Source organism: Metabacillus sp. B2-18 (assembly GCF_021117275.1).
Classification (GTDB): Bacteria; Bacillota; Bacilli; order Bacillales; family Bacillaceae; genus Metabacillus.
Window position 1 is genome coordinate 2,406,934 of sequence record NZ_CP088245.1, and the last position, 21,816, is coordinate 2,428,749.

Below are 21,816 nucleotides of genomic sequence, written 5' to 3' on the forward strand. Positions count from 1 at the left end.
CACCTATATTAAAAAATAAAAAATCATCAGTTCTCTGTCTGATGATTTCTATTAAGTCATAACTTAAATTATACCCCCTAAATATTTACAAGGAAAGACGAAATTCGACTTTGGGAAAAGTATGCAAAGAAGTGAAGAAGTTGTTTGTGAGTTTAGGTCTAAAACCGCAAGAAGTGTACTCGCGGTTTTGGGAGTCATATTTCTTTTTTTTGCTTAGTTTCAAGTTAAGGAGAGATAACCCTACTTAATTTTGGTTTTAAGGCTGTTGTTTGTTTTTTAACAAATCTCGGATCTCTGTTAAAAGCTCAATATTCTTATCAACAACAGGCGCTGGCTTGTTCTCTTTTTCTTTCCTATTGACATATTTGTTAATAATTCTTACAAAGAGGAAGATCGAAAAGGCAACTATCAGAAAGTCGACCACATTTTGTAAGAATTGACCATATTTAAGCTCTGCTTCCCCTATTTTTACCGTCAGTTTTGTAAAATCGACTCCACCCATTAAAAGGCCTACTAGTGGCATAATCATGTCATCAACAAGGGATGAAACAATTTTCCCAAACGCTGCCCCAATTACAACCCCAACAGCCAGGTCCAGGACATTTCCTTTCATAGCAAATTTCTTGAATTCATTCCACATACCTTTGTACACCCTTTCTTTTTAGATAGAGGTGATTATACTATGAAGGTGATGTGAAAACCAAATTTGGTAAAATGTGTACCCTAATATTGGAGGCTAAATGAGCCTTTAAAGTAAGAAAGATAACATACTTAGTCACATCATAAAACGCAACATAATAATATTATGTTAACTAAAAACCGAAAAAGTAGAAATCTAACAGAATTCCTACTCTTTCATTTTAAATTCTTATGTGATCCATCACAGTTAGGCATTCTTTTAGAAAGACCACATGTGCAATCAGTTAATCCTTTACCAATTAAAATTCGCTCAATACATTTCATAATCCTTGATACTCTAGTTTTTGATTGTTTTGGTTGAGAAAAATGAAGAATATACGCTCTTTGCCTTCCCGGTGTTAATGCTTCAAAAGCTGTTTTCAAGGCAGGCAGTTCATCAAATTTTTGATGAAGCTCTTCCGGTATAGTAAACTCTGAATGCTCCTTAGTCTTCACTTCTAAACCCGCTTTTTCAACCTCAATAGCTTCCAGGATATAAGCTTTCAAAATAGATTCCATTTCAATAATTTCTTGTAGATTTGTGAACCGAATCTGTCGAGCTGACTGGACATTCTCCGTTTGTTGAATGAGTATTTTCTGCGGATCCTTAAGCAAAGCACCTTTATGAAAGAGAAGTGCACAGTAGTCTCTAAATCCATGGATTAACACAATATTTTTGCCATTTAACGTGTAACAAGGATGCTTCCACTTAAATTCTTCTGTTAACTCAGAGTCCTGAACGATCTCTCGTAGCTTCTCAAACTCTTCCTTCCACTTTTTCGCGGCACTTAAAAATTCATCAACTTTTGGATTTAAATTTGTATTGTTCATTTAGGTATACCCCATTTTAATTTTAGGTCAGTAAAACAGCTAGGATTTCTCACTTTTGAATTTATAACAACACTTCTATTATATCAAGAAAGTAGATAAAATACGGTTGGGTTCGTTCCTTTTCCTTTAGTACATAAAAAAACGAGACTAAAGAATTAGCCTCGCAATTGAACTATGAATTTAAATTATTAGTAGGATTTCCATCCGCATCAGTACGTATGTAACCTCCACCCTCTTCTTCACTCAGATTGACAGAAGTATCTCCATCTCCATCTCTCCAATAACCATCAATCCATACCCCATCACGCCAATGCCCCTCTACGTAATGAGGTTGGACATGGTGAGTTCCGGGCTGTTCTGATGTTTCTATTGAAGGTGCTGCTTCTGCCTGAGCCACATGAGGTTGGACTTGGTGCACATTTGATGATCCTTCTTTTCCTGCATCAGCCACATTTTGCTGATCGGTAACTGAATCAGTACCATCTGCTCCATCGACTAAATCAATCACCCCAACAGCGAGTGTCCCTATTGCCACTGTTTTTCCGATATTTCGTAATCCTTGCTTTACTTTTATGTCATCTCCTTCTTTAATTCCTTCATATGTAGATTTTCCACTATGATAGGTATTTTTAGCAGTTTGATAGACACCCTTTGCTGTTCTACCTATTGAATCCGCCATATCGTTTAACCCTTGATCTTTTTTATGCTTATCTTCTTGAATCAATCCTGATGCCGTATTCCAAGCACCATCTGCAACTTGCCCAACCGTATCACCAGCAAATTCGGAAGCTTTTTTAACCCCATCTCCTACTTCTTTAATAAATTTACTACCTGTTACATCTCCAACAACATTGACTGCCCCACCAATTACAGTTCCTGTTGCTTTACCTGCGAATTTACCAACATCTCTTAAAAATCCCATAAACGTGTTCCTCCTCTATCTTATGTAAGCGAAAAAAAGACCCACCCAAATAGGTGGATCATACCGACGTATCATTCTCCATCTTTTTAGGCGACTCGGCTACCATAGCAGTTGCTTTAGGCCCGTAGTTTTGCGTCCCTACTTTTCAATAGGTTTGCCGTTGTCTAATGATATATATTTTATAGGATAATTTTACTATATAATAGGCGGTTTTTAAATAGAATTTTGCTATCAGACTCTAGATCTTAAAAATAAATGATTAAAAGCACATTTGAACTTGGGAAATAATAAGACCATACGGTATAATAGTAACAGGAAAAAAGACACAGGAGGATCCATAACCTACATGGAAACATCAAGAAATCAAACAGTAGAAAATAACCAATTAGCATCAGAATATGAGAAATTAAGCTCTAAACTCCTTACCATTGCCATACCTGGATTACTACTTTCATGTATTCCCATTGTATTAGCTTTAAGTATCTTTAAGATTGTGCCTTTCAAAACATTTTTTTTAGTCTGTCTAGTGATTCCTATCTTAATTGGTAGTCTTTACCTGACCTATAAAAAGTTTCACACCCTATCAAAAGGAAAGTATTTATTGTCCGCTCTTACATTCTTTATCATCTTTGTGTTTATGTGGTTTATCCCCTCATATGAAATTTGGGCAGCAATACCATTGTATCTATTACTTTCTTTAATCTACTTAAATTCTAAAGTCATGATTTTCGCTACCATTTATTCGTATATTGTTTATACAGCCCATCTTTTCCTTAACCCTTACTTTGAAAAGAACTTAGTGATGGATCAAATTGTGATTTATGTTGTTTTAACGATGCTAGGGGAACTTGCTATTGCATTACTTTAATGGGAAAACGCATGCTTGCAGATGTTAATCAAAATGAAAGTAAAGTCAGGGATTTACTACAAGAAATCTCCAAATCAGTCAATCACATTGAAGGTTTTGGAAAACAATTAACGAAAAACGTTGAAGAAACGAATACAATTTCGAAGGAAATTTCGCTAGGCTTTAACGAGATATCTTCAGGTACCGAGTCACAAGCTGCTGGAATTATGGACATTAATGAAAAAATTGCGAACACGAATGAATTTATTGTAGCTGTATCAGAAAACTCAAATACGTTAAAGGATTTATCGGTATCCACCTCAGATGTAACAAACAAAGCAAATGAAACAATGAAGGAATTAGTATCAAACTTGGAGCAAGTATCACAAGCTCAAGTTCAAACAGATGAATTAATGACATCTTTAGAGGAAAAAAACAAAGAAATCAGCAGCATCTTAAAGGCGATTGAAGACATCGCAACACAAACGAATTTGTTATCATTAAATGCCGCTATTGAAGCAGCAAGAGCCGGAGAACAAGGAAAAAGCTTTGCTGTTGTAGCAGGAGAAGTTCGAAAATTAGCTGGACATGCAAGCTCCTCAGCAACAGAAATCTCAACCATTTTAATGGATATCCAAAACCAAACCAGTGCCGTATCATCTCAAATAAGTACTGGTAAAATAGCCATTGAAAACAGTCAAAAATCAGCCGAAACATCAACACTGTACTTTGATTCTATTAATGAATACATGCTAAATGTACAAAACAAAGCAACCGAAATTCAATCGATGCTAAAAGACTTAGAAAATAATTCACAAGCAATCGGACAAAAAGTCGAAACCATTTCAAGCGTAACACAACAATCCTCTGCTTCTATTGAAGAAATGACTGCTTCACTAGAAATGCAAACAGAGCGTATCGGTGCGATCACTCATAGCTTTGATGATTTGGAAAAAATGATTGAGAGTTTGAATAAGCTGACGAATAATGATGTGGAGTAGGTATTTTTGAGACAGGTTTAAACACTTGTCTCTTTTTTTATATTATTTTTACTATAGAAAAGATGTAGATCATTTAGACTCAAGTCGATTTACGCATAATGCAAAAAAATCCCCATTAAAAGGGGATAAGAAATCTTTCTTTTCTACCGAGTGAATCGATAAAGTATGAATCCTTTAATTAAGAATAATAAGATCAGCTGCTCTATTTCTTTATTTTGTAATTCTTATGATTCACAATTGTTTTAAGTGGTTCATTTTTTTCTTTTGACATACCATAATCGACCATCACAGAATTTTCCCTAACCCCTGATACGACACCTTCATGGGTTTCACCCTCGCGTTTAAAGGAAATTACATCACCAATTTTTGCATTCACCATTCTTATCACCTCGCCTTTTTATCATGTCCAAAAGAGAGAAAAAATAGAATTCATTTTTTTATTTACAATAATGATGGACCTCCCAAGGCTCTTTAATATTTCCTTAACAGTAATACCATATAATATAATAAGCTTTTAGAATAATTTCCTAACATTATATCTTACAATGACCTCTTTCTTAACGTCTTTTATTTCTCCATCCTTTTCTTCAATTTCTTCTTGTATTCCTTCATTTAAGTTGGAAAAAAGTAATAGAAAATCCTGCATTCTATTACCAAGGTTTATGTTATTTGGTAGAATTAACATTATGCCTTAAATCAACAACCCTTGAAATTAAAATACTAATCATGACAGGCGGAGTGATATGTTTGGTTTTCAGGAACTATTATTAAATTTCCTTTTTTTAATTATTTTTATCCTTTTCATACCCATTATTTTAGAGATCCATTACACAAAAATTTCTATTCGAAAGAGATTTTGGTTGCATAATTTATCCTATTCATTAGCTATTCTTAGTTGTATTTGCTTTCCAATACAAATTATGGAAGGATATGTTTTTGATTTACGGTTAGTCGCACTGACATTTGGTGGATTATATGGAGGTATCTATTCGATCCTTACATTAGGTGGGGCCACTGTCATTTTCCGTTTAATTGTTGGCGGGTCAGGTGCAACAGCTACATTAATCGTTGTCATGTTGCTTAGTATCTTGTTAGTTTTATTGTCCAATAGATTTATGAAATCCTCACGAAATAAAAAAGTTATACTTGGCACTACCCTTTCTTTATTAGCTGCTGTCATTGCTTTATTAAATTCAACTTTACTTTTTGGTGCGACTTTGAATATTTTATTTATCATTACTTACATAATCATTACACTAACTTCTACAGCCGTTATCATTTATCTTTATGAAATCTTTAATGAGAGTATCTTAATTAAAAAGCGTTTACTGAGAGCAGAGAAAATGGAAATAGTAAGTCATCTTGCTTCTTCCATTTCACATGAAGTTAGAAATCCATTAACTGTTGTAAAAGGTTTTCTGCAAATAATGCTACAAACTGATTTACCTTTGAAAGAAAGAAATGATTATTTGAATATTTCCATTGATGAGATCAACCGTGCCAATGAAATAATAACGGATTACTTGATTTTTGCAAAACCCTCCCCTGAAAAAGAAAAGGTTCTTAATATAAAAGAAGAGATCCAACGGACCTGCAACCTTATTTCTCCATTAGCCAACATGAAAGGGATTGAGATAGAAACAGAAACACAGGACTTATATTTCAAGGGAGAGGAACAATCTTTTCAACAATGCTTATTAAACATCACAAAAAATTGTATCGAAGCGATGCAAAATACAGGATTGCTTAAAATCAAAACAAAAATGGTTAATCATAATCTTCTGTTAATCATATCTGATACTGGAAAGGGTATGAACAAAGAACAAATTTCTCGTTTAGGAGAACCTTATTTTACGACAAAAGGAAGAGAAGGAACCGGACTTGGTATGATGGTAGCCATTAACATAATTGAATCAATGAATGGCAACCTAAGCGTGGAAAGTGAATTAAATAAAGGAACAAATTTTTATATTTGCTTACCTCTCGTTGAAAATGATTGATGGATAAAAGGAGATGAAGCTCTCCTTTTATTACATTTAGTGGAACTCAGGTTTTTTGATTATTAGAATGTGCTTTTATATCTTTATTGGACAGCTATGACAATTTTATGTTTTCCTGTTGGTCATTCATCGCATGTCTAACAGCTATACTATATTACTAAGTTTCCACTCCAAGTGGGGTACGACCGAGATACATGTAAAAAAGGGTCATAGTATGGTATTGTTTACCATTTATAACCCTTTCTTGCTCTTTACTTTCTTATATACTATACAGGAATATCTCCCTCGATTGGTTGTGGAATATTTTCTAAATCGATCATATAGTCTCCGAAACGTTTTATATGCCTAGTCAGATAAGGGCTAAGCATGACAATATCTTCTTTTGAAAATACATAGCCTTCTTTAGAAAGTTCCCACAAAATAAGTGTTATATCACATACATTTTGGAATATTACTGCGTTGGCAACTAAATCATTATATTTAATTCGCTTTTCTTGTTCTTCTGGATCATTTTCTGAAATGATCCCATCGCCACCAAAAAATAGCCATTTGGAAAAGCCGTTATATGCTTCGACTTTGTTTGTACTAGCACCAATTTGCTCTCTTAGTTTTATATCAGAAATATATTTAAGCAAAAATACAGTTCTTACAATCCTTCCTAATTCCCTAAAAGCTTGATATAATCGGTTTTTTCTACTATAGTTACTTAGTTTTCTAAGTAGTGTAGAGGGTAATATTTTACCAGCTTTTATAGAAAGAACCACTTGGAGCAGATCTTGCCAGTGTGTTTCAATTAGGTCCCAGTCAACGGTATCACTAAACAACTGATCAATGTGGTGATATTTTGTGTCCTTATCAGCCCTGTAAAATTTTAAATCCTTCCAATTTCGAATACGAGGCATTAAATTAATCCCCAATAAATGTGCAAGTGCAAAAACAGGCGTTGATTGACCTTGCGTATCAGCATGTAACGTATCGGGCTGAATGTCTGATTTATTTTTCAGCAAACCATCAATAATATAAACTGCTTCCCAAACTCCACATGGAATGAAGTGACTAAAGAGTGCAATATAAGTATCTGAAACATGATGATATGCAATCCCCCCATAACCTCCGTATCGAATGTGGTATTCAGAGATTAAGTTTTCTTCGTAGAGATCAAATTTTGTTCCATCTGCAGCAGCCGTTTTTCCATCACCCCATAGTCTAGGCAAACTAAATTGATTGTATTGATTTAAAATATTACGAATAGCTTCGTCTATTTTAGATGCATTAATATGTCGCCGATTTACAAATGAAATCATGTGTGGGGTTACTGCTTTTTTCATGTGCTTAGAAGTCTGTGTTGGTCCTAAATTACATCCGTATCCAAAAGAAGTAATGATATAACGTTCCATTGCATTTTCAAGCTTAGGATCTGAACCAGATAATGGTCCAAAATGCCGTGTCCAATTTGTCCAATGTTCTACATTACAAAGAATATCTAAGACATTTCGTTCAGGTAACCGTTGAGAAATAACTACCTCTAACGCCTTACTTGTCTGAGGTTGTTCTTTTCTCATTATTTTTCTCAACGTTGGTTCTCCATTTTCATTAATGATTACCTGGCCGTTATCAGGGTAGTTTAAATCTACTTTTTGTGCAGTATCTCCTAGCCAGAGCTTTAATTGTTGAACAAAATCCCCTGAATTTGAAGAAAAGCCAAGTTCCTTACAGTATTCATCTACCATAGGTTTACACTCATCCCAAGAAAGGAGCTGTTCACGGTAATCAGCAAAATTCTCTGATCCTTTTACACAAAGGTCTCCCGTTTTTAAATCGCTTGCAAGATAGGAAAAAATACAGATTTCAAGGTGTTTACGATGGATTAAGTTATTTTCTTTAGGTACATAAATCGTTTTTTTCCACTGTTCACTAGCAAATGAAAGATCCAAATCTATTTGTAGATTTTCAATTTTTCGGTTCTCATTATCACGTAAAAATTGTAAAGCTTCTAAAAGTGATTGATCCTGTGTGGTTGAATTAATTTCAATCATACTAATCAATCTAAAAAGAGTTTTCCTGTGGCTTTTATAGAACTTCCATAAAAGAGGAAGGTAGTTATTGCCATTATATGATGAAATTGATTCACAATCTTCTTTTAATGCGTCGATACCACCTCTTCTCCCTAATAACTCCCTTATTTTCTGACCAGTCAAGGTATCGTTCTCATTTATACTTGTGGCATTTAAGACTTCCGCCAAAACAGATATAAGATTTTCAGTTTTTGATCTATGTTTTTCTCGAAGAAGTTCTAGCTCCTCTTTGCCTTTGTTATGTATTGTTCTGACTCTTTTGAGAAACATCTCTACCAAACTATCTATAGCTGAAATTTTTGAGCGATAAATCATACAAAGTAGCAGCATATATCTTTTAGCTAAATTAAAGTCTTTTAATTCTGATGCATCAAGCGCTTTTGCTTCTAAAGCGAAGTGTTTAATTTTTAAATTTGGAATATCCTCTAGTAAGCTATCAATTTCTTCTATAAAATCAGTTAACAGAAGTAACCTATTTTGTATTTCTTTCATATGCGAAAGTGTTGCGCTTTTTGGAATTTCTTTTAATAAGTTATATTCAGAAGTCCGATTATCATTTTTAGTAACTAGTAATTGATCTAATTTTCGCTCAATTTCAGGAGTCAATTTTGAAAATACTGAATTAAATAACTGGTGATTCACTAATGTTCTTATACGACGAGCCAATCGATCTAATGTACTAAAAGCAGGTAATTCACACCTTTCTTTTATTAATATTTCAATGGATACGTTGATAAGATCGGCTGGATTGTCCATTACCTGTGTAGCCTTATAAATTGAAGTAGTTGCAATATGTAAGGCTTCTTTTCCATAAGGACGTACATTGAGGTAATCTCTAATTGCTTTTTGATGTCGGTAAATTGATTTACTATTGTAATTCGGTTCAACACTAGCAGAGAGATTCAAACAGGTCCGAATATGAATCATGATCTCTACAGGAATATCTTTCGGTCGAGGAAAGTAACCAAGTCGTTGGAAAGACTTTAACATAACTAATAGACTTAGAACTGAAACAGGTCCTCTAGCAACTTTATGCGCAAATTGGTTTTCTTCAGGTGTAGGGGAGTAAACATCACGAAGTTCTTTTGAAGTAGGACGTTTTTTAAATCTTGGATAAGCCGTACGTTCTATAGATGCCAAATTACCAACTCCATTCAAATTAAGTTGGGGGTGGTGACAGAGTAGCTGCCCTAGTCCGTCACATAATTCCCTAAAAATATAAGAGATTATTAATTTGCTTCTACTAGTTTTCTTTTATTAATCGCTCGATATAATGATCCCTGTGAAAGTCCTGTACCTTCTACAATTTCTTTTACCGAGTATTCTTTACTGTCATACATCCTCAAGGCTATTTCAATTTTCCCTTGATCCACTTTAGGCCTTCCTAGTTTTTTTCCTCTTCTTTTACTCGCTTCTAACCCTTCTTTAACTCTTTCTACAATTAAATTTCTTTCTAACTCTGCGATGACACACATCATTTGAAACATGGCTTTTCCCGTTGATGTTCTTGTATCCATGTTCTCCTTAATAGAAACGAACTTTACACCAGTATCCTCGAATTGCTGAATAATAGAAAGAATATCAAGTGTTTTTCTCCCTAAGCGTGAAATACTTTCTACTACAACGGTATCACCTTTCCTTATTACATCTAGCAATGAGTTAAGTCCATCTCTATCCTTTGTAGTCCCAGTAAATTTCTCTTGAACCATTTTTTCACAGCCGTACTCAGAAAGTAATATAATTTGTCGGTCTAAATTTTGGTCAACTGTCGAAACTCGAGCATAACCGATTATCATAAAGAAGCCTCCTGCACAATTTAATAATCTAATTGTACAAGAGACATCATTTTTGTAAAAGTATTTGGTAAAACTTTTGGTAATTATTTTTGGTAACCTATAAAATTAGTAAAATCAAGCATCAGTATTTCTCATAAATATTGTTACAAAAAATATGGTTTTTGGTAACAATCTTTTTATTAATACAAAACCAATCAGATATAATTATTTTGATAAACGCTCCATGAGAGTAGCTTTTTCTGCTTCAAAACCAGGTTTGTCAAGTAAAGCAAACATATTCTTCTTGTATGCTTCGACTCCAGGCTGGTCAAATGGGTTAACTCCTAATAGATGGCCACTAATCCCACATGCCTTCTCAAAAAAGTAAACCATCTCACCGTAAGTGTATTCATTCATTTCATCCAGTTCAATCACGAGATTAGGTACTTCTCCATCTATATGGGCCATAAGGGTACCCTGAAATGCACTTTTGTTGACTTCATCCATCGTCTTACCTGCCAGGAAGTTTAATCCATCAATATTTTCTGGATCCTCCTGAATAGTCACTTCAATTCGAGGTTTCTTAATCTGTAAAACCGTTTCTAAAAGGTTTCGTCGACCTTCTTGTACATATTGCCCCATGGAATGCAAATCCGTTGAAAAATCAACGGAAGCAGGGAATAGCCCCTTTTGATCTTTTCCTTCACTTTCCCCAAACAGCTGCTTCCACCATTCCGATACGTAGTGAAGGGAGGGCTCATAGTTAACAAGCACTTCAATTGCTTTTCCCTTATTGTAGAGTACATTTCGGACCGCAGCATACTGATAGCTCTCATTTGTCAATAAATCAGGATTGTTGTATTTACGGGCTGCTGCTGCTGCCCCTTCCATCATATGATCAATATCAAGTCCTGCTACGGCAATTGGTAAGAGACCAACTGCTGTTAGCACAGAATACCTTCCACCTACATCATCCGGAATAACAAACGTTTCATATCCTTCTTTGTCCGCGAGCTTTTTTAATACGCCTTTTTCCTGATCAGTAGTGGCAAAAATACGTTTTCTCGCCTCTTCTTTTCCGTATTTTTTCTCCATATAGTCACGAAAAATACGGAAAGCAAGGGCTGGCTCTGTCGTTGTTCCTGATTTGGAAATGACGTTAACAGAGATATCTTTCCCCTCTAATAGTTCAAATAAATGAGATATATAAGTAGAACTGATATTGTGACCGGCAAAATACACTTTTGTCTTATCGTTCATTTGGTTATGAAAGCTATGGGACAAAGCTTCTATAGCTGATCTTGCACCCAAATACGAACCACCAATACCAATTACAACCATTGCGTCTGAATGTTTCTTGATTCTTTCAGCAGCTTGTTTAATTCTTTCAAATTCACTCTTATCATAGTTTAGTGGCAAATCGACCCAACCAAGATAATCAGAGCCGGGGCCTGTTTTTTCATGTAGCATTTTATGAGCCACTTTTACAAATTCACTTAGATTATCTACTTCACTCTTTTTCATAAATGCTAATGCATTGGAGTAATCAAACGAAATAGTCATACATTACTTCCCCTTTCAATCAAATTTAGCTTAGCTGCTTCAATCGGAGATCCTTCTCCGTAAAAAAGATCTCTCGGCATAGTAAAACGTTTCATGTTAGTGCATTCTCCTTTTCTACAGTATATAAGGGAAGTTTTTAAAAACACATTTAAACTCCCCCTTTTCAATTTTGAAAAATCCTTAGTGGGACCGTGTAATTATCAATAGCGTACATTAAAAGACAGTTAGTATTAAGAAAACTCAATGGTCCCTCTCTACATCGGCACTTAGTATGTCTTCTGTTTTGATTTCAAGTAATATTTCCAAGAATCTTATCGTTCCTAATACTTTTCGAGTGTCTCCCTCATTTTGAACATTCTCCATTTTCTTTTGTTGGATCAGTTCACTTATTACTTGCTTGAAAGCATTGGTTTTTATAAGCCATTCTCCAACCAGTAGCTTAGTTGAGTCTCTCTCGTGTTCGGTTTTGACAGCAAATAAACTTTCGGTATCTGTCTCTCTTAACGTGATTGAATTAAAATCTTCGCTCATTTGAATCCGAAAATAATTCCTTTCACTATCATAATATTTTCCGTCCCTTAGAAGAAAATACTCTATCCCTAATACTATTTCATAAAAGGGCTCATTATCTGATGGAGAATGGAGTTCTTTTACTTCGATATTCTTCACCATGTCTAAATAGGTTTCTAAACCATATTGTGTGTTAATGATTTTTGCATCCAATACGTTCATGATGTCACACCTCAATATTGTTTTATTTTTTTGGCTCTGTTAAACTTGTCTGTTGGCTCCAGGTGCTCGCTTTCCGCGGGCGAGCCGGGAGCCTCCTCGGCGCTGTGCGGCTGCGGGGTCTCCCTTGTCATGTTTTTCCCGCAGGACGTTGAATCATCATCCGTGAATAGGCACCGCACGAGAAAATGTGAATGCATTTTCGAGGAGTCTCGCTCCTTCCGCTTCAATCAACATAGTTAGCACTATCAACGACTTAAGTAAATCTACCAATTTTTGGGATATACCAAACTAAAAATCCAATGAATTTCCGGCTCATTTTAACGAAAGACATATACAGCAGATGACTTTATGATTTTTCCACAGCATGTCCGCCAAATTCATTACGAAGGGAAGCTACCACTTTACCTGTAAATGTATCATTGTCTAATGAACGGTAACGCATTAGTAAAGACATAGCGATAACAGGGGTAGCTGTTTGAAGATCCAAAGCGGTTTCAACTGTCCATTTCCCTTCCCCAGAAGAATGCATAATGCCCTTAATTTCATCTAATTTTGCATCTTTAGAAAATGCGCGTTCTGTCAATTCCATGAGCCATGAGCGGATGACAGAACCGTTATTCCACACCCGTGCCACTTTTTCATAGTCAAAATCGAAATCGCTTTTTTCCAGGACTTCGAATCCTTCACCAATGGCGGCCATCATTCCGTATTCTATTCCATTGTGGACCATTTTTAAGAAGTGGCCACTACCAGATTTCCCAGCATATAAATACCCATTATCTACAGCTGTATCTCTAAAAATCGGCTCGACAATGCTCCATGCTTCAGGATCTCCACCAATCATATAACAAGCACCATAGCGAGCACCTTCCATCCCCCCAGAAGTACCGGCATCCATAAAGCTCACTCCAACTTTCTTCAACTGTTCGTAACGACGAATGGATTCCTTATAATGCGAATTACCAGCTTCAATGACGATATCTCCTTCACTTAGAAATGGTGTGATTTCACTAATAACTGAATCAACGACGGAGTGTGGGACCATTATCCAAACAACTCGTGGCTTTTCTAATGATTGAACAAGATCTTGTAAACTGGATGCTCCTTCAACTCCGTATTTTTTAATTTCTTCAATAGTATTTGTATTTAGATCAAACGCCATTACACGGTGTTTATTGTCAATTAAGTTTTTTCCTAAGTTCATACCCATTTTCCCTAATCCAATTAATCCTACTTTCACTTGAGTTTCCTCCTTTAAATTACAAAAAATAGCCTGTATTATTATGCTACCCATTTGTTGTTCTTCATGGTCTCCTTATGGAACCATAAGGATTCAACAAATACTTTAAGTTCCTTGGGTAAATCGCGTAACAATTATCTGTCAAATCCAACCTCGGTTTGCTCTCTTCATACCAATAGCCTTCCAGGGAGGTGCGGATTAAACTCCCCCCCTAGTTTCCCACCATTTAAAACCATCCTCCTCCAATAATTGCGAAGCAGCTTGTGGCCCCATCGAACCGGCTTGATATAGGTGGAGTGGAAGGGCATTTTCCTCAAACGCCTCTAAAACGGGCTGTACCCATTTCCAAGATAATTCAACTTCGTCCCAATGAGCAAAGAAGGTAGAGTCCCCACGCAGAGCATCAAATATTAAGAGTTCATATGCTTCGGGCACGTCTTTTTTACTCGCTGAAAAATCAACAACAATAGGTTCTAATTTTCCATTTATCGGGTTTTTACTATTTAACTGCAACGAAACACCTTCATTAGGACTTACATTAATAACTAATAGATTGGGTTCAGCATTTTGGATTTCATTGGTATACAAATTCTTTAATGGGTTTTTGAATTCAATCACAATCCGCGTTAATTTTTCCGTCATTCTTTTTCCTGTCCGGATATAGAATGGGACCCCGTCCCAGAAGGAATTATCAATCCATAGACGAGCAGCGACGAATGTATCGTTTTTAGAAGAAGCATCAACGCCAGGTTCTTCTAAGTATCTGACTACTGGTGTACCGTTTATTTCACCTGATCCATATTGGCCACGAACGACGTGGATACCTACAGTATTTTTCTGTAATGGTCGCAGAGATTCCATAACTTTTCTTTTCTCATTACGGATATCTTTTGCACTAATCTGTTTTGGGAGATGCATGGCTGTCATCATCAACAGCTGTAGCATATGATTTTGAACCATATCACGAATAGCGCCTGCTTGGTCATAATAACCAGCCCTCTCTTCTACACCAACCGTTTCACTAGCCGTAATTTGCACATTGGCAATAAACCGATTGTTCCAAAGTGATTGCAGCACAGGATTGGCAAATTCCAAGGCTTCAAGGTTTTGAACCATTGGTTTTCCGAGATAATGGTCAATCCGGAAAATTTCATCTTCTTCAAAAGCTTTGCTTAATTTTTCGTTTAAATCTTCAGCAGATTTTAAGTCATACCCAAATGGTTTTTCGATAATCAATCGTTTCCATCCCTTTGTCGAACCTAAGCCACTCTCCTTTATGTTTAAAGCAATTACATCAAAGAATTCAGGAGCAACAGAAAGATAAAACATTCGATTCTCTTCAATACTCTGGTCTTTTTCATTTTGTTGAACGACTTCAACTAACTTCTTATACCCTTCAGCATTCGTGAAATCTAACTGGCAATAACGAAATGCCTTTACAAACTCTTGTTTTTCGGATTTATCATTTATCAAGTGTCTAGAAAAAGTGTATAGCGAGTCTGTTACATGGTTTTGAAAATCAACATCAGACATTTCGTCTATTCCTACACCAATGATCAAAAAAGAATCTGGTAATTTTTGATTCAAATATAAATTAAACAAGGCAGGGTAGATTTTTCGCTTAGCTAAATCCCCAGTTGCCCCAAATAAGACAAACGTCATAGAATCCACTTTTCATTCCTCCACTTTTTCAAAGCATTTTCAAATAGAAAAATGTCTGATTTTCTTCGTTTCCCCTACAAAACAACAAGGATTTTCGCTATTGCGTTATCCTACTTTTGGATGTAAGTTTCGTTTATTTCTCCCAGCTTGTCCGGTAATAATGATATCTCTTAATTGAGAATGTCCACATTTTGGACAGGTTTCATTATTTATGGTGATGATTAGACATCTTTCACAAACTTTTCGCTGCTTAGTTTTGAACCTTTCCATGCGGATCTCTCCTTTCGTAAAAAGCAACAACATGTATAAATTATTAAATGAAGTTTCACTTCATCTCACCATGCTTGTAGCAGTATTCCCTTAAGGTTTGGTAGTATTCTTTAAGCTCGCTATTACTTGAGCAAAATCAGTATATTACGTATGTTATACTTTTGAAAGTACGCACTTTATTAACATATAGATACATTGGTATAACATAGTGTTAAAAATAATACTATAAACTTGAATCCAATACCAAGAGTGAAAAGCCAAGGACAGCGATTATACAAGATTCGCTGCCCTTGGCTTTTTAGTAACTGATTCTTTTATTAAATGTTGTGTTTTTTCAACCTTTTAAATACGTAGAGATATAAAAAAACACGGACAGCATCTTTATTAAGATAGCTAACCGTGGTTTGTTAGTATATGAACTTTTTTACACTTTTTCGAACCCCTAGGAGAAACTCTTTTTTCTACTGAATAGACGATTTGTTTTCTGTTTCTTTTTCCAATACATTCTCAATATAATCTTTACCCCAGTCATACATAGCTTCCAGAATAGGCATCAGACTTCTTCCATACTCAGTGAGTGAGTATTCAACTTTTGGTGGAACGACAGGATAGACTTCACGATGAACAATCAAATGGTCTTCAAGTTCGCGCAATTGATTAACAAGCATTCTTTGAGTGATACCCGGCATGAGGGCCTTTAGTTCACCAAAACGTTTGGTTCCTTCTTTTCCTAGATGCCACAATACCAACATTTTCCATTTTCCACCAATAATCGAAAGAGTCAATTCTTTTTCACAATTAAACACTTTTTCCCCAAGATTCGGCATTCATTTCACCTCCAACCCTTATTATGTCCCATAGTATACTTTTTGTTACTATATGATAAAAAAGTGCATACTTTTAATTTAGTAACATACCCAGTATACTGAGTATCATACCGTTAGTAAATAGCTATCAATTGGATACAATAACACTGTGCAAAAGAAAGCTATACGGCACAATTATACTATTATATAAGGAGCGAGTAATAAATGAAATTACAATTAGCATTAGATCTTGTAGATATTCCAGGAGCCATTGAATTGGTGAAAGAAGTAGAAAATCATATAGATGTTGTAGAAATCGGCACGCCGGTTGTGATTAATGAAGGCCTTAAAGCAGTAAAGGAAGTGAAAGCTGCCTTCCCTAACTTAACTGTATTAGCTGACCTTAAAATCATGGATGCAGCTGGATATGAAGTTAGCCAAGCATCTGCAGCAGGCGCTGACATCATCACCATTCTTGGTACAGCTGAAGACGAGTCCATTAAAGGTGCTGTAGAAGAAGCAAAAAAACAAGGTAAACAAATCCTTGCTGATATGATCGCAGTTAAAGACATTGAAGGTCGTGCGAAAGAACTGGATGAACTAGGAGTAGATTATATCTGCGTTCACACAGGTTATGACCTTCAAGCTGTAGGAAAAAATTCTTTCGAAGACCTTGCAACCATTAAGAGCGTTGTAAAAAATGCGAAAACTGCTATTGCAGGCGGAATCAAATTAGAAACACTTCCAGATGTGATTAAAGTACAACCAGATCTTGTCATCGTAGGTGGCGGTATCACAAGCAAAGACGATAAAAAAGCAGTTGCAGCTAAAATGCAAGAATTAATTAAACAAGGTTAATTATAACTATGAAAACTACTCAATATTTAGCTGAAGTCGTTCAAGAATTAAGTCGGACAGTCGACTTAATCTCTGACGAAGAAGCAGAGAAGTTGGTTAATAAGATTCTGGAATCCAAAAAAATCTTTGTTGCAGGTGCGGGCAGATCTGGATTTATGGGCAAATCTTTCGTGATGAGAATGATGCACATGGGGATCGATGCTTATGTAGTCGGTGAAACTGTAACAGCAAATTTAGAAAAAGGTGATTTGTTGATCATCGGTTCAGGTTCAGGTGAAACGAAAACCTTGGTTTCAATCGCTGAAAAAGCAAAAAGTTTAGGTGGGACGGTCGCAGCTGTAACGATTTCCCCTGACTCCACGATTGGAAAATTAGCTGATATTATCATTAAATTGCCTGGATCACCGAAAGATCAATCTGAAAGTGAATATAAGACCATACAACCAATGGGGTCACTTTTTGAGCAAACGATGTTATTATTTTATGATGCATTGATCTTGCGTTTTATGGAAAAAAAAGGCTTAGACTCTACTAAAATGTACGGCAAACATGCCAATCTCGAATAGAGTACACTTTAAAAAATATGGAAACATCGTAAAGACCGCATTTATTTCTTTTATGAATTGCGGTCTTTACTGCATATTACAAATAACACAGTCCATACAGGAAAGAAAAAATAGCCTCTGATTCAGTCCCTTCTATGGCCGGATCAGAGATCATTATTGGGTGGGGCACAGCCAAGAATTTAGCCATCACTCACAGTATGAGCCCTATTTGGGTTATCACCAATATTTCACTGGTAGGCCCCATGTCTATATAAGTTTTTTTATGGGAAAATAAAATCCTATTGGCGATGAAAAACGCTTCATAAGTGTAGTAAACAAAACTCTTCGTTTTATAAAACAAAGGAATGAGGTTGAATAAATGGTTCGATTCGGCGTAATCGGTACTAATTGGATTACAGAAAGATTACTTGAAGCAGCAAATGATGTAGAAGATTTTAAACTAACTGCTGTTTATTCTCGCACGATTAGTAGAGCAGAAGAATTTGCAAGTAAATATGGAGTAACAAAAATATTTACAAACCTAAAAGAAATGGCAGTTAGTCAAGAAATTGACGCGGTGTACATTGGCTACTCCCAATTCATATCACGCAGAACAAGCTATTTTATTTTTGCAAAATGGCAAACATGTGTTATGTGAAAAGCCACTGGCTGTTAATGCAACCGAAGTAGCGAGGATGATTCAAGCCGCAAAAGATCATAACGCCCTATTAATGGAAGCAATGAAATCAACCTTACTTCCAAACTTCAAGGTCATTCAAGATAATTTACATAAAATTGGTCCTATCCGTAGATACTTTGCAAGCTATTGTCAGTATTCATCTCGTTATGATAAATACAAAGAAGGAATTGTCCTTAATGCCTTCAATCCAGAGTTTGCGAACGGTTCATTAATGGACCTTGGTGTCTATTGTTTGTATCCACTTATTACATTATTTGGTGAACCAAAAGAAGTGAAGGCAACTGGCATTATGCTTGATTCGGGTGTGGATGGTGAAGGTAGCGTCATCTTAAAATATGATGATAAAGATGCGATTGTGATGTATTCCAAAATAACGAACTCTTATTTACCAAGCGAAATTCAAGGCGAAAAAGGAAGTATCATGATTGATAAGATTCATACGGCTGAAAAAGTAGAAATTCACTACACTGACGGCACGGTTGAACAATTAACAGTCGACCAATCTCATCCAGCTATGTATTACGAAGTGAAAGAATTTATTGAATTAATCAACCGAGGAAAAACAGAGTCTGATACTAACTCATATAAAAATTCATACACCACGATACAAGTGTTGGATAAAGTGAGAGATGAAATAGGTCTTGTATATCAAAGTAATCATAAGTGAAAAAACACAAAAACCCCTACAGCGACTTGTATTATTCTCTTGAGAAATTACGAATCTGGCCTGTTTGTCGAAGAATAAAAGAAATCGTTTTAGAACTTACCTAAACTATTTTGCATCCATTCTTTTTTATAAGAGCATTATAGCATTTTCTACCCGGCTAACAAATTTTAAAGGACTTTTGCTTATTATGCAAAGGTTCAATGCTCATTTTTTAAGATGTGTTTCTTCTTATTAATTTGTGATTTAGTTTAAGTATTCCTTAATAGGAGTAGCGACAATGACACTACCCCTATTAGGATCCTACCAACAACCGCACTTTTCTGACCCCACCCTACCCTACAGAGTAAAAAGGGTTGTAAATGTAAAAAAAATCCATGCTATGACCCTTTTTTACAAGTACCTCGGTCGTACCCCCAAGTCGCATTTACAATTATACTGTCTTCAATATAATTTGTTTCTTCAAGAAGTGATAACTAATCCTCTTATGTAAAATGATTAGCTGATATTGTCCAGCTAATCATTCACTTCACTTATTCATTATAAGCTCACAATCATATCACAATTTAATTAGCTTTTTCGATTCCATCGTTTTGTTGTTTTTTTTCTTCAACTACTTCATCCAAATACTGAGTAAACTCCGATTCACCTGAATAAGACAAACATAAATATTCCTGCGCCCTAGTCATTCCAATATAAAATAATGAAACTTCTCTTTCTTTGTTATCAACCAACGGAAAAGGCATAGATTCAATGTTTACAATGAAAACCGCGCGGAAATCCAGGCCTTTGCTACTATCTATGGTACTGATTTTTATTTTTCCATCCTCTTTTTCGTAGGATCTTTTGGAAACATCATTTTCTGTAATCCAATAATATGGCAAATTCTCATCACCTAAAGCTTTTTTGATTGTATCAATAATAGGATGTTGGTGTGTACGTTTTACTCGGTAAAGAATTAACATTTCTTCATACGAAACCTTTTTCTCTTCATTCAATTTCTTAGCTTGGCGAGCAACCAGTCGCATTTCTTCAAAGAAGTTTTTTGCTTTTATAATGCCAGGCTCTGGTCCCTTTCGTTTGGTGCTCTGAGGTGCGATAATCTCTCCCTCTAGTTCACGCTTTACAACCTTATTTTTCAATAAGGAATGTTTTCTATAAAAGTTCCAAGCAAAAGTCACAATTTGATGTGTGTTACGGTAATTAATCGACAATACCTTTGATCTACCTTGAAAGCTTAACCCGGTGTCTTGAAGGTATGAGCGTTTCTTGTTGTAAATAGTTTGTGCCCGATCTTCTACTAAAAGTAAAGATTGTGTTTGTTCGTTAATAAGCAAACTAACTAATCGTAGCCAGTCCGCTTCAAAATCTTGTCCCTCATCTATTAAAACTGCATCATATGTAGGAAGAATAGCTTCTTTCTTTTCCAGCTTTTCAATGACAGATGGAAGTTGATGTTCACTAATTTTTAAATCATGTTTTAACCAAGCATGAAAATTGCGAACGGTAATATGTTTATTTTGAATCGTATTTGTGGCAGGATCAAAATCAAATAAATCTTCAGGTTCGTTTAACATATGGGTGATCATTTGCTGAATGGCATTTGCTAGAGAGATATTGTAGCAAAGTATTAAGATTTTCCAGTCAGGATTTTGCTTTGATAACATTTTAGCCCTACTAGCTAGGATAATTGTTTTGCCGCTTCCAGCTACACCACGAATTAATCGGTTTTTATCACCGATTTGCTTTGCTAAATTTTCCTGATGGAGATCCATTGTTTTAATATCATGAAGCGATAATAAAAGCTGATCTTGATATGGAACAGGCTGTTTAAACTCAGCACTAATTCGAACCTCTGGAAACAAGTGATAACGAATCGCACTTATATCTTCGTTTGAAAGTGGTTCTCTTAAACGAAAGGGAACGACAAACATATTCAAGATTTTCTCCATTAAGACTTCTTCAGAAAATGATTCTTTATCAGGATCAATTTCATCTCTCGTTAAGCAAAGGCTTGGTTCTACAACAGAATAAAGACTATGCTCAATAAAGTCTTTTGAATACATTCTAGTAAACACAACACCATGTCCATAAGGAAACTTCAACTGAAACTTATACTTTCCCTCAAGCTGAATTAAATTTTTATCTTTTTTCAAAGCATTCACAACATGAAACATATTTTCTCTTGCTTGTTTCATTGGACTTTTCACAAAGGTTTGCTCACCAGAAGATGTGACAATTTGCCATTCTTCATGATTAATCTGAAACAATGTATTTTTTGTGTAATCCTTAACCTCTAAAATAACAATACCAAGGTCTGGTCCAATAATAATAAAATCCGGTCTTCTCCCTTGAATATCTGGTTCGTAATAAACAATATAATCATCAGGTAAATAGGTCTTTAGTGTTCGAAATAATAACCTTTCCCCCGCGGTAGCCGTTGATCGAATATTTTCAGGAATTGTAACTGCCATACCAAACGCTCCAAAAAATGTATTTTCATCAATTATACTACAACTAGTTATATAGTCTTACATTTTTTGAGAAATATCGCCCTTTTTCTTACAATTATGATAAAATAAAACAGATTATTCATTGAAATCATCTAGGTAATACAAGATCAGAACCACGCGATAAGAGGAAGTGT

General features: G+C 35.4%; 18 protein-coding genes, 1 pseudogene and 1 riboswitch. Of the genes and pseudogenes, 6 read left to right on the forward strand and 13 right to left on the reverse strand.

The annotated features are described in order from the left end of the window. Nucleotides 1-256: 256 nt before the first annotated feature. The 3 genes from mscL to LPC09_RS12155 all read right to left on the reverse strand — a co-directional run bounded on the left by mscL (nucleotide 257) and on the right by LPC09_RS12155 (nucleotide 2,431). Nucleotides 257-640, reverse strand: a complete 384-nt coding sequence (mscL, locus tag LPC09_RS12145) for a large conductance mechanosensitive channel protein MscL (protein ID WP_231309588.1) — start codon at nucleotides 638-640, stop codon at nucleotides 257-259. Between the two features lie 215 nt (nucleotides 641-855). After that, nucleotides 856-1,509 carry a DUF1801 domain-containing protein gene (locus LPC09_RS12150; protein ID WP_231309589.1) on the reverse strand — a complete coding sequence of 218 codons (654 nt, stop codon included), beginning with the start codon at nucleotides 1,507-1,509 and terminating at the stop codon, nucleotides 856-858. A gap of 172 nt (nucleotides 1,510-1,681) precedes the next feature. Continuing rightward, complete coding sequence (locus LPC09_RS12155) at nucleotides 1,682-2,431, reverse strand: hypothetical protein (RefSeq protein ID WP_231309590.1); 750 nt, start codon at nucleotides 2,429-2,431, stop codon at nucleotides 1,682-1,684. A gap of 86 nt (nucleotides 2,432-2,517) precedes the next feature. Further along, nucleotides 2,518-2,600, reverse strand: a riboswitch (cyclic di-GMP riboswitch). Nucleotides 2,601-2,777: 177 nt separating this feature from the next. Between LPC09_RS12155 and LPC09_RS12160 the strand changes: the two genes are divergently transcribed. Beyond that, nucleotides 2,778-3,299: a hypothetical protein gene (locus tag LPC09_RS12160; protein WP_231309591.1), complete on the forward strand. Its 522-nt coding sequence runs from the start codon at nucleotides 2,778-2,780 to the stop codon at nucleotides 3,297-3,299. An 11-nt stretch (nucleotides 3,300-3,310) separates the two neighbouring features. Then, nucleotides 3,311-4,279, forward strand: a complete 969-nt coding sequence (locus LPC09_RS12165) for a methyl-accepting chemotaxis protein (protein ID WP_231309592.1) — start codon at nucleotides 3,311-3,313, stop codon at nucleotides 4,277-4,279. Between the two features lie 202 nt (nucleotides 4,280-4,481). Here LPC09_RS12165 and LPC09_RS12170 read toward each other — a convergent pair whose 3' ends face one another. Continuing rightward, on the reverse strand, nucleotides 4,482-4,658 hold the full coding sequence (locus LPC09_RS12170) for a DUF2187 family protein (RefSeq protein ID WP_231309593.1): 177 nt from the start codon (nucleotides 4,656-4,658) through the stop codon (nucleotides 4,482-4,484). Between the two features lie 364 nt (nucleotides 4,659-5,022). On the opposite strand from LPC09_RS12170, the gene LPC09_RS12175 reads away from it, so the two are divergent. Further along, nucleotides 5,023-6,279: an ATP-binding protein gene (locus LPC09_RS12175; RefSeq protein ID WP_269217431.1), complete on the forward strand. Its 1,257-nt coding sequence runs from the start codon at nucleotides 5,023-5,025 to the stop codon at nucleotides 6,277-6,279. A gap of 266 nt (nucleotides 6,280-6,545) precedes the next feature. Here the strand turns inward: LPC09_RS12175 and LPC09_RS12180 are convergent, their stop codons facing one another. From LPC09_RS12180 to LPC09_RS12215, 8 genes are all read right to left on the reverse strand, one after another. After that, a complete protein-coding gene (locus LPC09_RS12180; protein ID WP_066194381.1) occupies nucleotides 6,546-9,494 on the reverse strand; it encodes a Tn3 family transposase in 2,949 nt (982 codons plus the stop codon). 89 nt (nucleotides 9,495-9,583) lie between these two features. After that, the gene (locus LPC09_RS12185; RefSeq protein WP_066154495.1) at nucleotides 9,584-10,150 is read right to left on the reverse strand and encodes a recombinase family protein; all 567 of its coding nucleotides are present in this window, start codon (nucleotides 10,148-10,150) and stop codon (nucleotides 9,584-9,586) included. Nucleotides 10,151-10,354: 204 nt separating this feature from the next. Further along, on the reverse strand, nucleotides 10,355-11,692 hold the full coding sequence (locus LPC09_RS12190; RefSeq protein ID WP_066154493.1) for a glucose-6-phosphate isomerase: 1,338 nt from the start codon (nucleotides 11,690-11,692) through the stop codon (nucleotides 10,355-10,357). 240 nt (nucleotides 11,693-11,932) lie between these two features. Continuing rightward, the gene (locus LPC09_RS12195) at nucleotides 11,933-12,424 is read right to left on the reverse strand and encodes a hypothetical protein (protein ID WP_031538332.1); all 492 of its coding nucleotides are present in this window, start codon (nucleotides 12,422-12,424) and stop codon (nucleotides 11,933-11,935) included. Nucleotides 12,425-12,770: 346 nt separating this feature from the next. After that, on the reverse strand, nucleotides 12,771-13,664 hold the full coding sequence (gene gnd, locus LPC09_RS12200; RefSeq protein WP_031538333.1) for a phosphogluconate dehydrogenase (NAD(+)-dependent, decarboxylating): 894 nt from the start codon (nucleotides 13,662-13,664) through the stop codon (nucleotides 12,771-12,773). A gap of 198 nt (nucleotides 13,665-13,862) precedes the next feature. Then, nucleotides 13,863-15,335, reverse strand: coding sequence for a glucose-6-phosphate dehydrogenase (gene zwf / locus LPC09_RS12205; protein WP_066194379.1), 1,473 nt, complete (start codon nucleotides 15,333-15,335; stop codon nucleotides 13,863-13,865). A gap of 96 nt (nucleotides 15,336-15,431) precedes the next feature. Then, entirely contained in the window at nucleotides 15,432-15,596 is a 165-nt protein-coding gene (locus LPC09_RS12210; protein ID WP_155986760.1) for a hypothetical protein, read from the reverse strand. 461 nt (nucleotides 15,597-16,057) lie between these two features. After that, nucleotides 16,058-16,423, reverse strand: a complete 366-nt coding sequence (locus tag LPC09_RS12215) for a winged helix-turn-helix transcriptional regulator (protein ID WP_066194376.1) — start codon at nucleotides 16,421-16,423, stop codon at nucleotides 16,058-16,060. A gap of 204 nt (nucleotides 16,424-16,627) precedes the next feature. On the opposite strand from LPC09_RS12215, the gene hxlA reads away from it, so the two are divergent. The 3 genes and pseudogenes from hxlA to LPC09_RS12230 all read left to right on the forward strand — a co-directional run bounded on the left by hxlA (nucleotide 16,628) and on the right by LPC09_RS12230 (nucleotide 19,172). Next, a complete protein-coding gene (hxlA, locus tag LPC09_RS12220; RefSeq protein WP_031538336.1) occupies nucleotides 16,628-17,260 on the forward strand; it encodes a 3-hexulose-6-phosphate synthase in 633 nt (210 codons plus the stop codon). Nucleotides 17,261-17,268: 8 nt separating this feature from the next. Further along, on the forward strand, nucleotides 17,269-17,826 hold the full coding sequence (hxlB, locus tag LPC09_RS12225) for a 6-phospho-3-hexuloisomerase (RefSeq protein ID WP_031538337.1): 558 nt from the start codon (nucleotides 17,269-17,271) through the stop codon (nucleotides 17,824-17,826). Nucleotides 17,827-18,184: 358 nt separating this feature from the next. Continuing rightward, nucleotides 18,185-19,172, forward strand: a pseudogene (locus LPC09_RS12230) (Gfo/Idh/MocA family protein). A 563-nt stretch (nucleotides 19,173-19,735) separates the two neighbouring features. Here the strand turns inward: LPC09_RS12230 and LPC09_RS12235 are convergent. After that, nucleotides 19,736-21,643, reverse strand: a complete 1,908-nt coding sequence (locus tag LPC09_RS12235; protein WP_231309595.1) for a 3'-5' exonuclease — start codon at nucleotides 21,641-21,643, stop codon at nucleotides 19,736-19,738. Nucleotides 21,644-21,816: the final 173 nt, after the last annotated feature.

Coding starts and splice junctions, on each gene's coding strand:
- mscL (WP_231309588.1), bottom strand. CDS start 640: ATGTGGAATGAATTCAAGAAATTTGCTATGAAAGGAAATGTCCTGGAC.
- LPC09_RS12175 (WP_269217431.1), top strand. CDS start 5,023: ATGTTTGGTTTTCAGGAACTATTATTAAATTTCCTTTTTTTAATTATT.
- LPC09_RS12165 (WP_231309592.1), top strand. CDS start 3,311: ATGCTTGCAGATGTTAATCAAAATGAAAGTAAAGTCAGGGATTTACTA.
- LPC09_RS12170 (WP_231309593.1), bottom strand. CDS start 4,658: ATGGTGAATGCAAAAATTGGTGATGTAATTTCCTTTAAACGCGAGGGT.
- LPC09_RS12190 (WP_066154493.1), bottom strand. CDS start 11,692: ATGACTATTTCGTTTGATTACTCCAATGCATTAGCATTTATGAAAAAG.
- LPC09_RS12210 (WP_155986760.1), bottom strand. CDS start 15,596: ATGGAAAGGTTCAAAACTAAGCAGCGAAAAGTTTGTGAAAGATGTCTA.
- LPC09_RS12185 (WP_066154495.1), bottom strand. CDS start 10,150: ATGATAATCGGTTATGCTCGAGTTTCGACAGTTGACCAAAATTTAGAC.
- LPC09_RS12215 (WP_066194376.1), bottom strand. CDS start 16,423: ATGCCGAATCTTGGGGAAAAAGTGTTTAATTGTGAAAAAGAATTGACT.
- LPC09_RS12195 (WP_031538332.1), bottom strand. CDS start 12,424: ATGAACGTATTGGATGCAAAAATCATTAACACACAATATGGTTTAGAA.
- hxlA (WP_031538336.1), top strand. CDS start 16,628: ATGAAATTACAATTAGCATTAGATCTTGTAGATATTCCAGGAGCCATT.
- LPC09_RS12235 (WP_231309595.1), bottom strand. CDS start 21,643: ATGGCAGTTACAATTCCTGAAAATATTCGATCAACGGCTACCGCGGGG.
- LPC09_RS12160 (WP_231309591.1), top strand. CDS start 2,778: ATGGAAACATCAAGAAATCAAACAGTAGAAAATAACCAATTAGCATCA.
- LPC09_RS12150 (WP_231309589.1), bottom strand. CDS start 1,509: ATGAACAATACAAATTTAAATCCAAAAGTTGATGAATTTTTAAGTGCC.
- LPC09_RS12155 (WP_231309590.1), bottom strand. CDS start 2,431: ATGGGATTTTTAAGAGATGTTGGTAAATTCGCAGGTAAAGCAACAGGA.
- hxlB (WP_031538337.1), top strand. CDS start 17,269: ATGAAAACTACTCAATATTTAGCTGAAGTCGTTCAAGAATTAAGTCGG.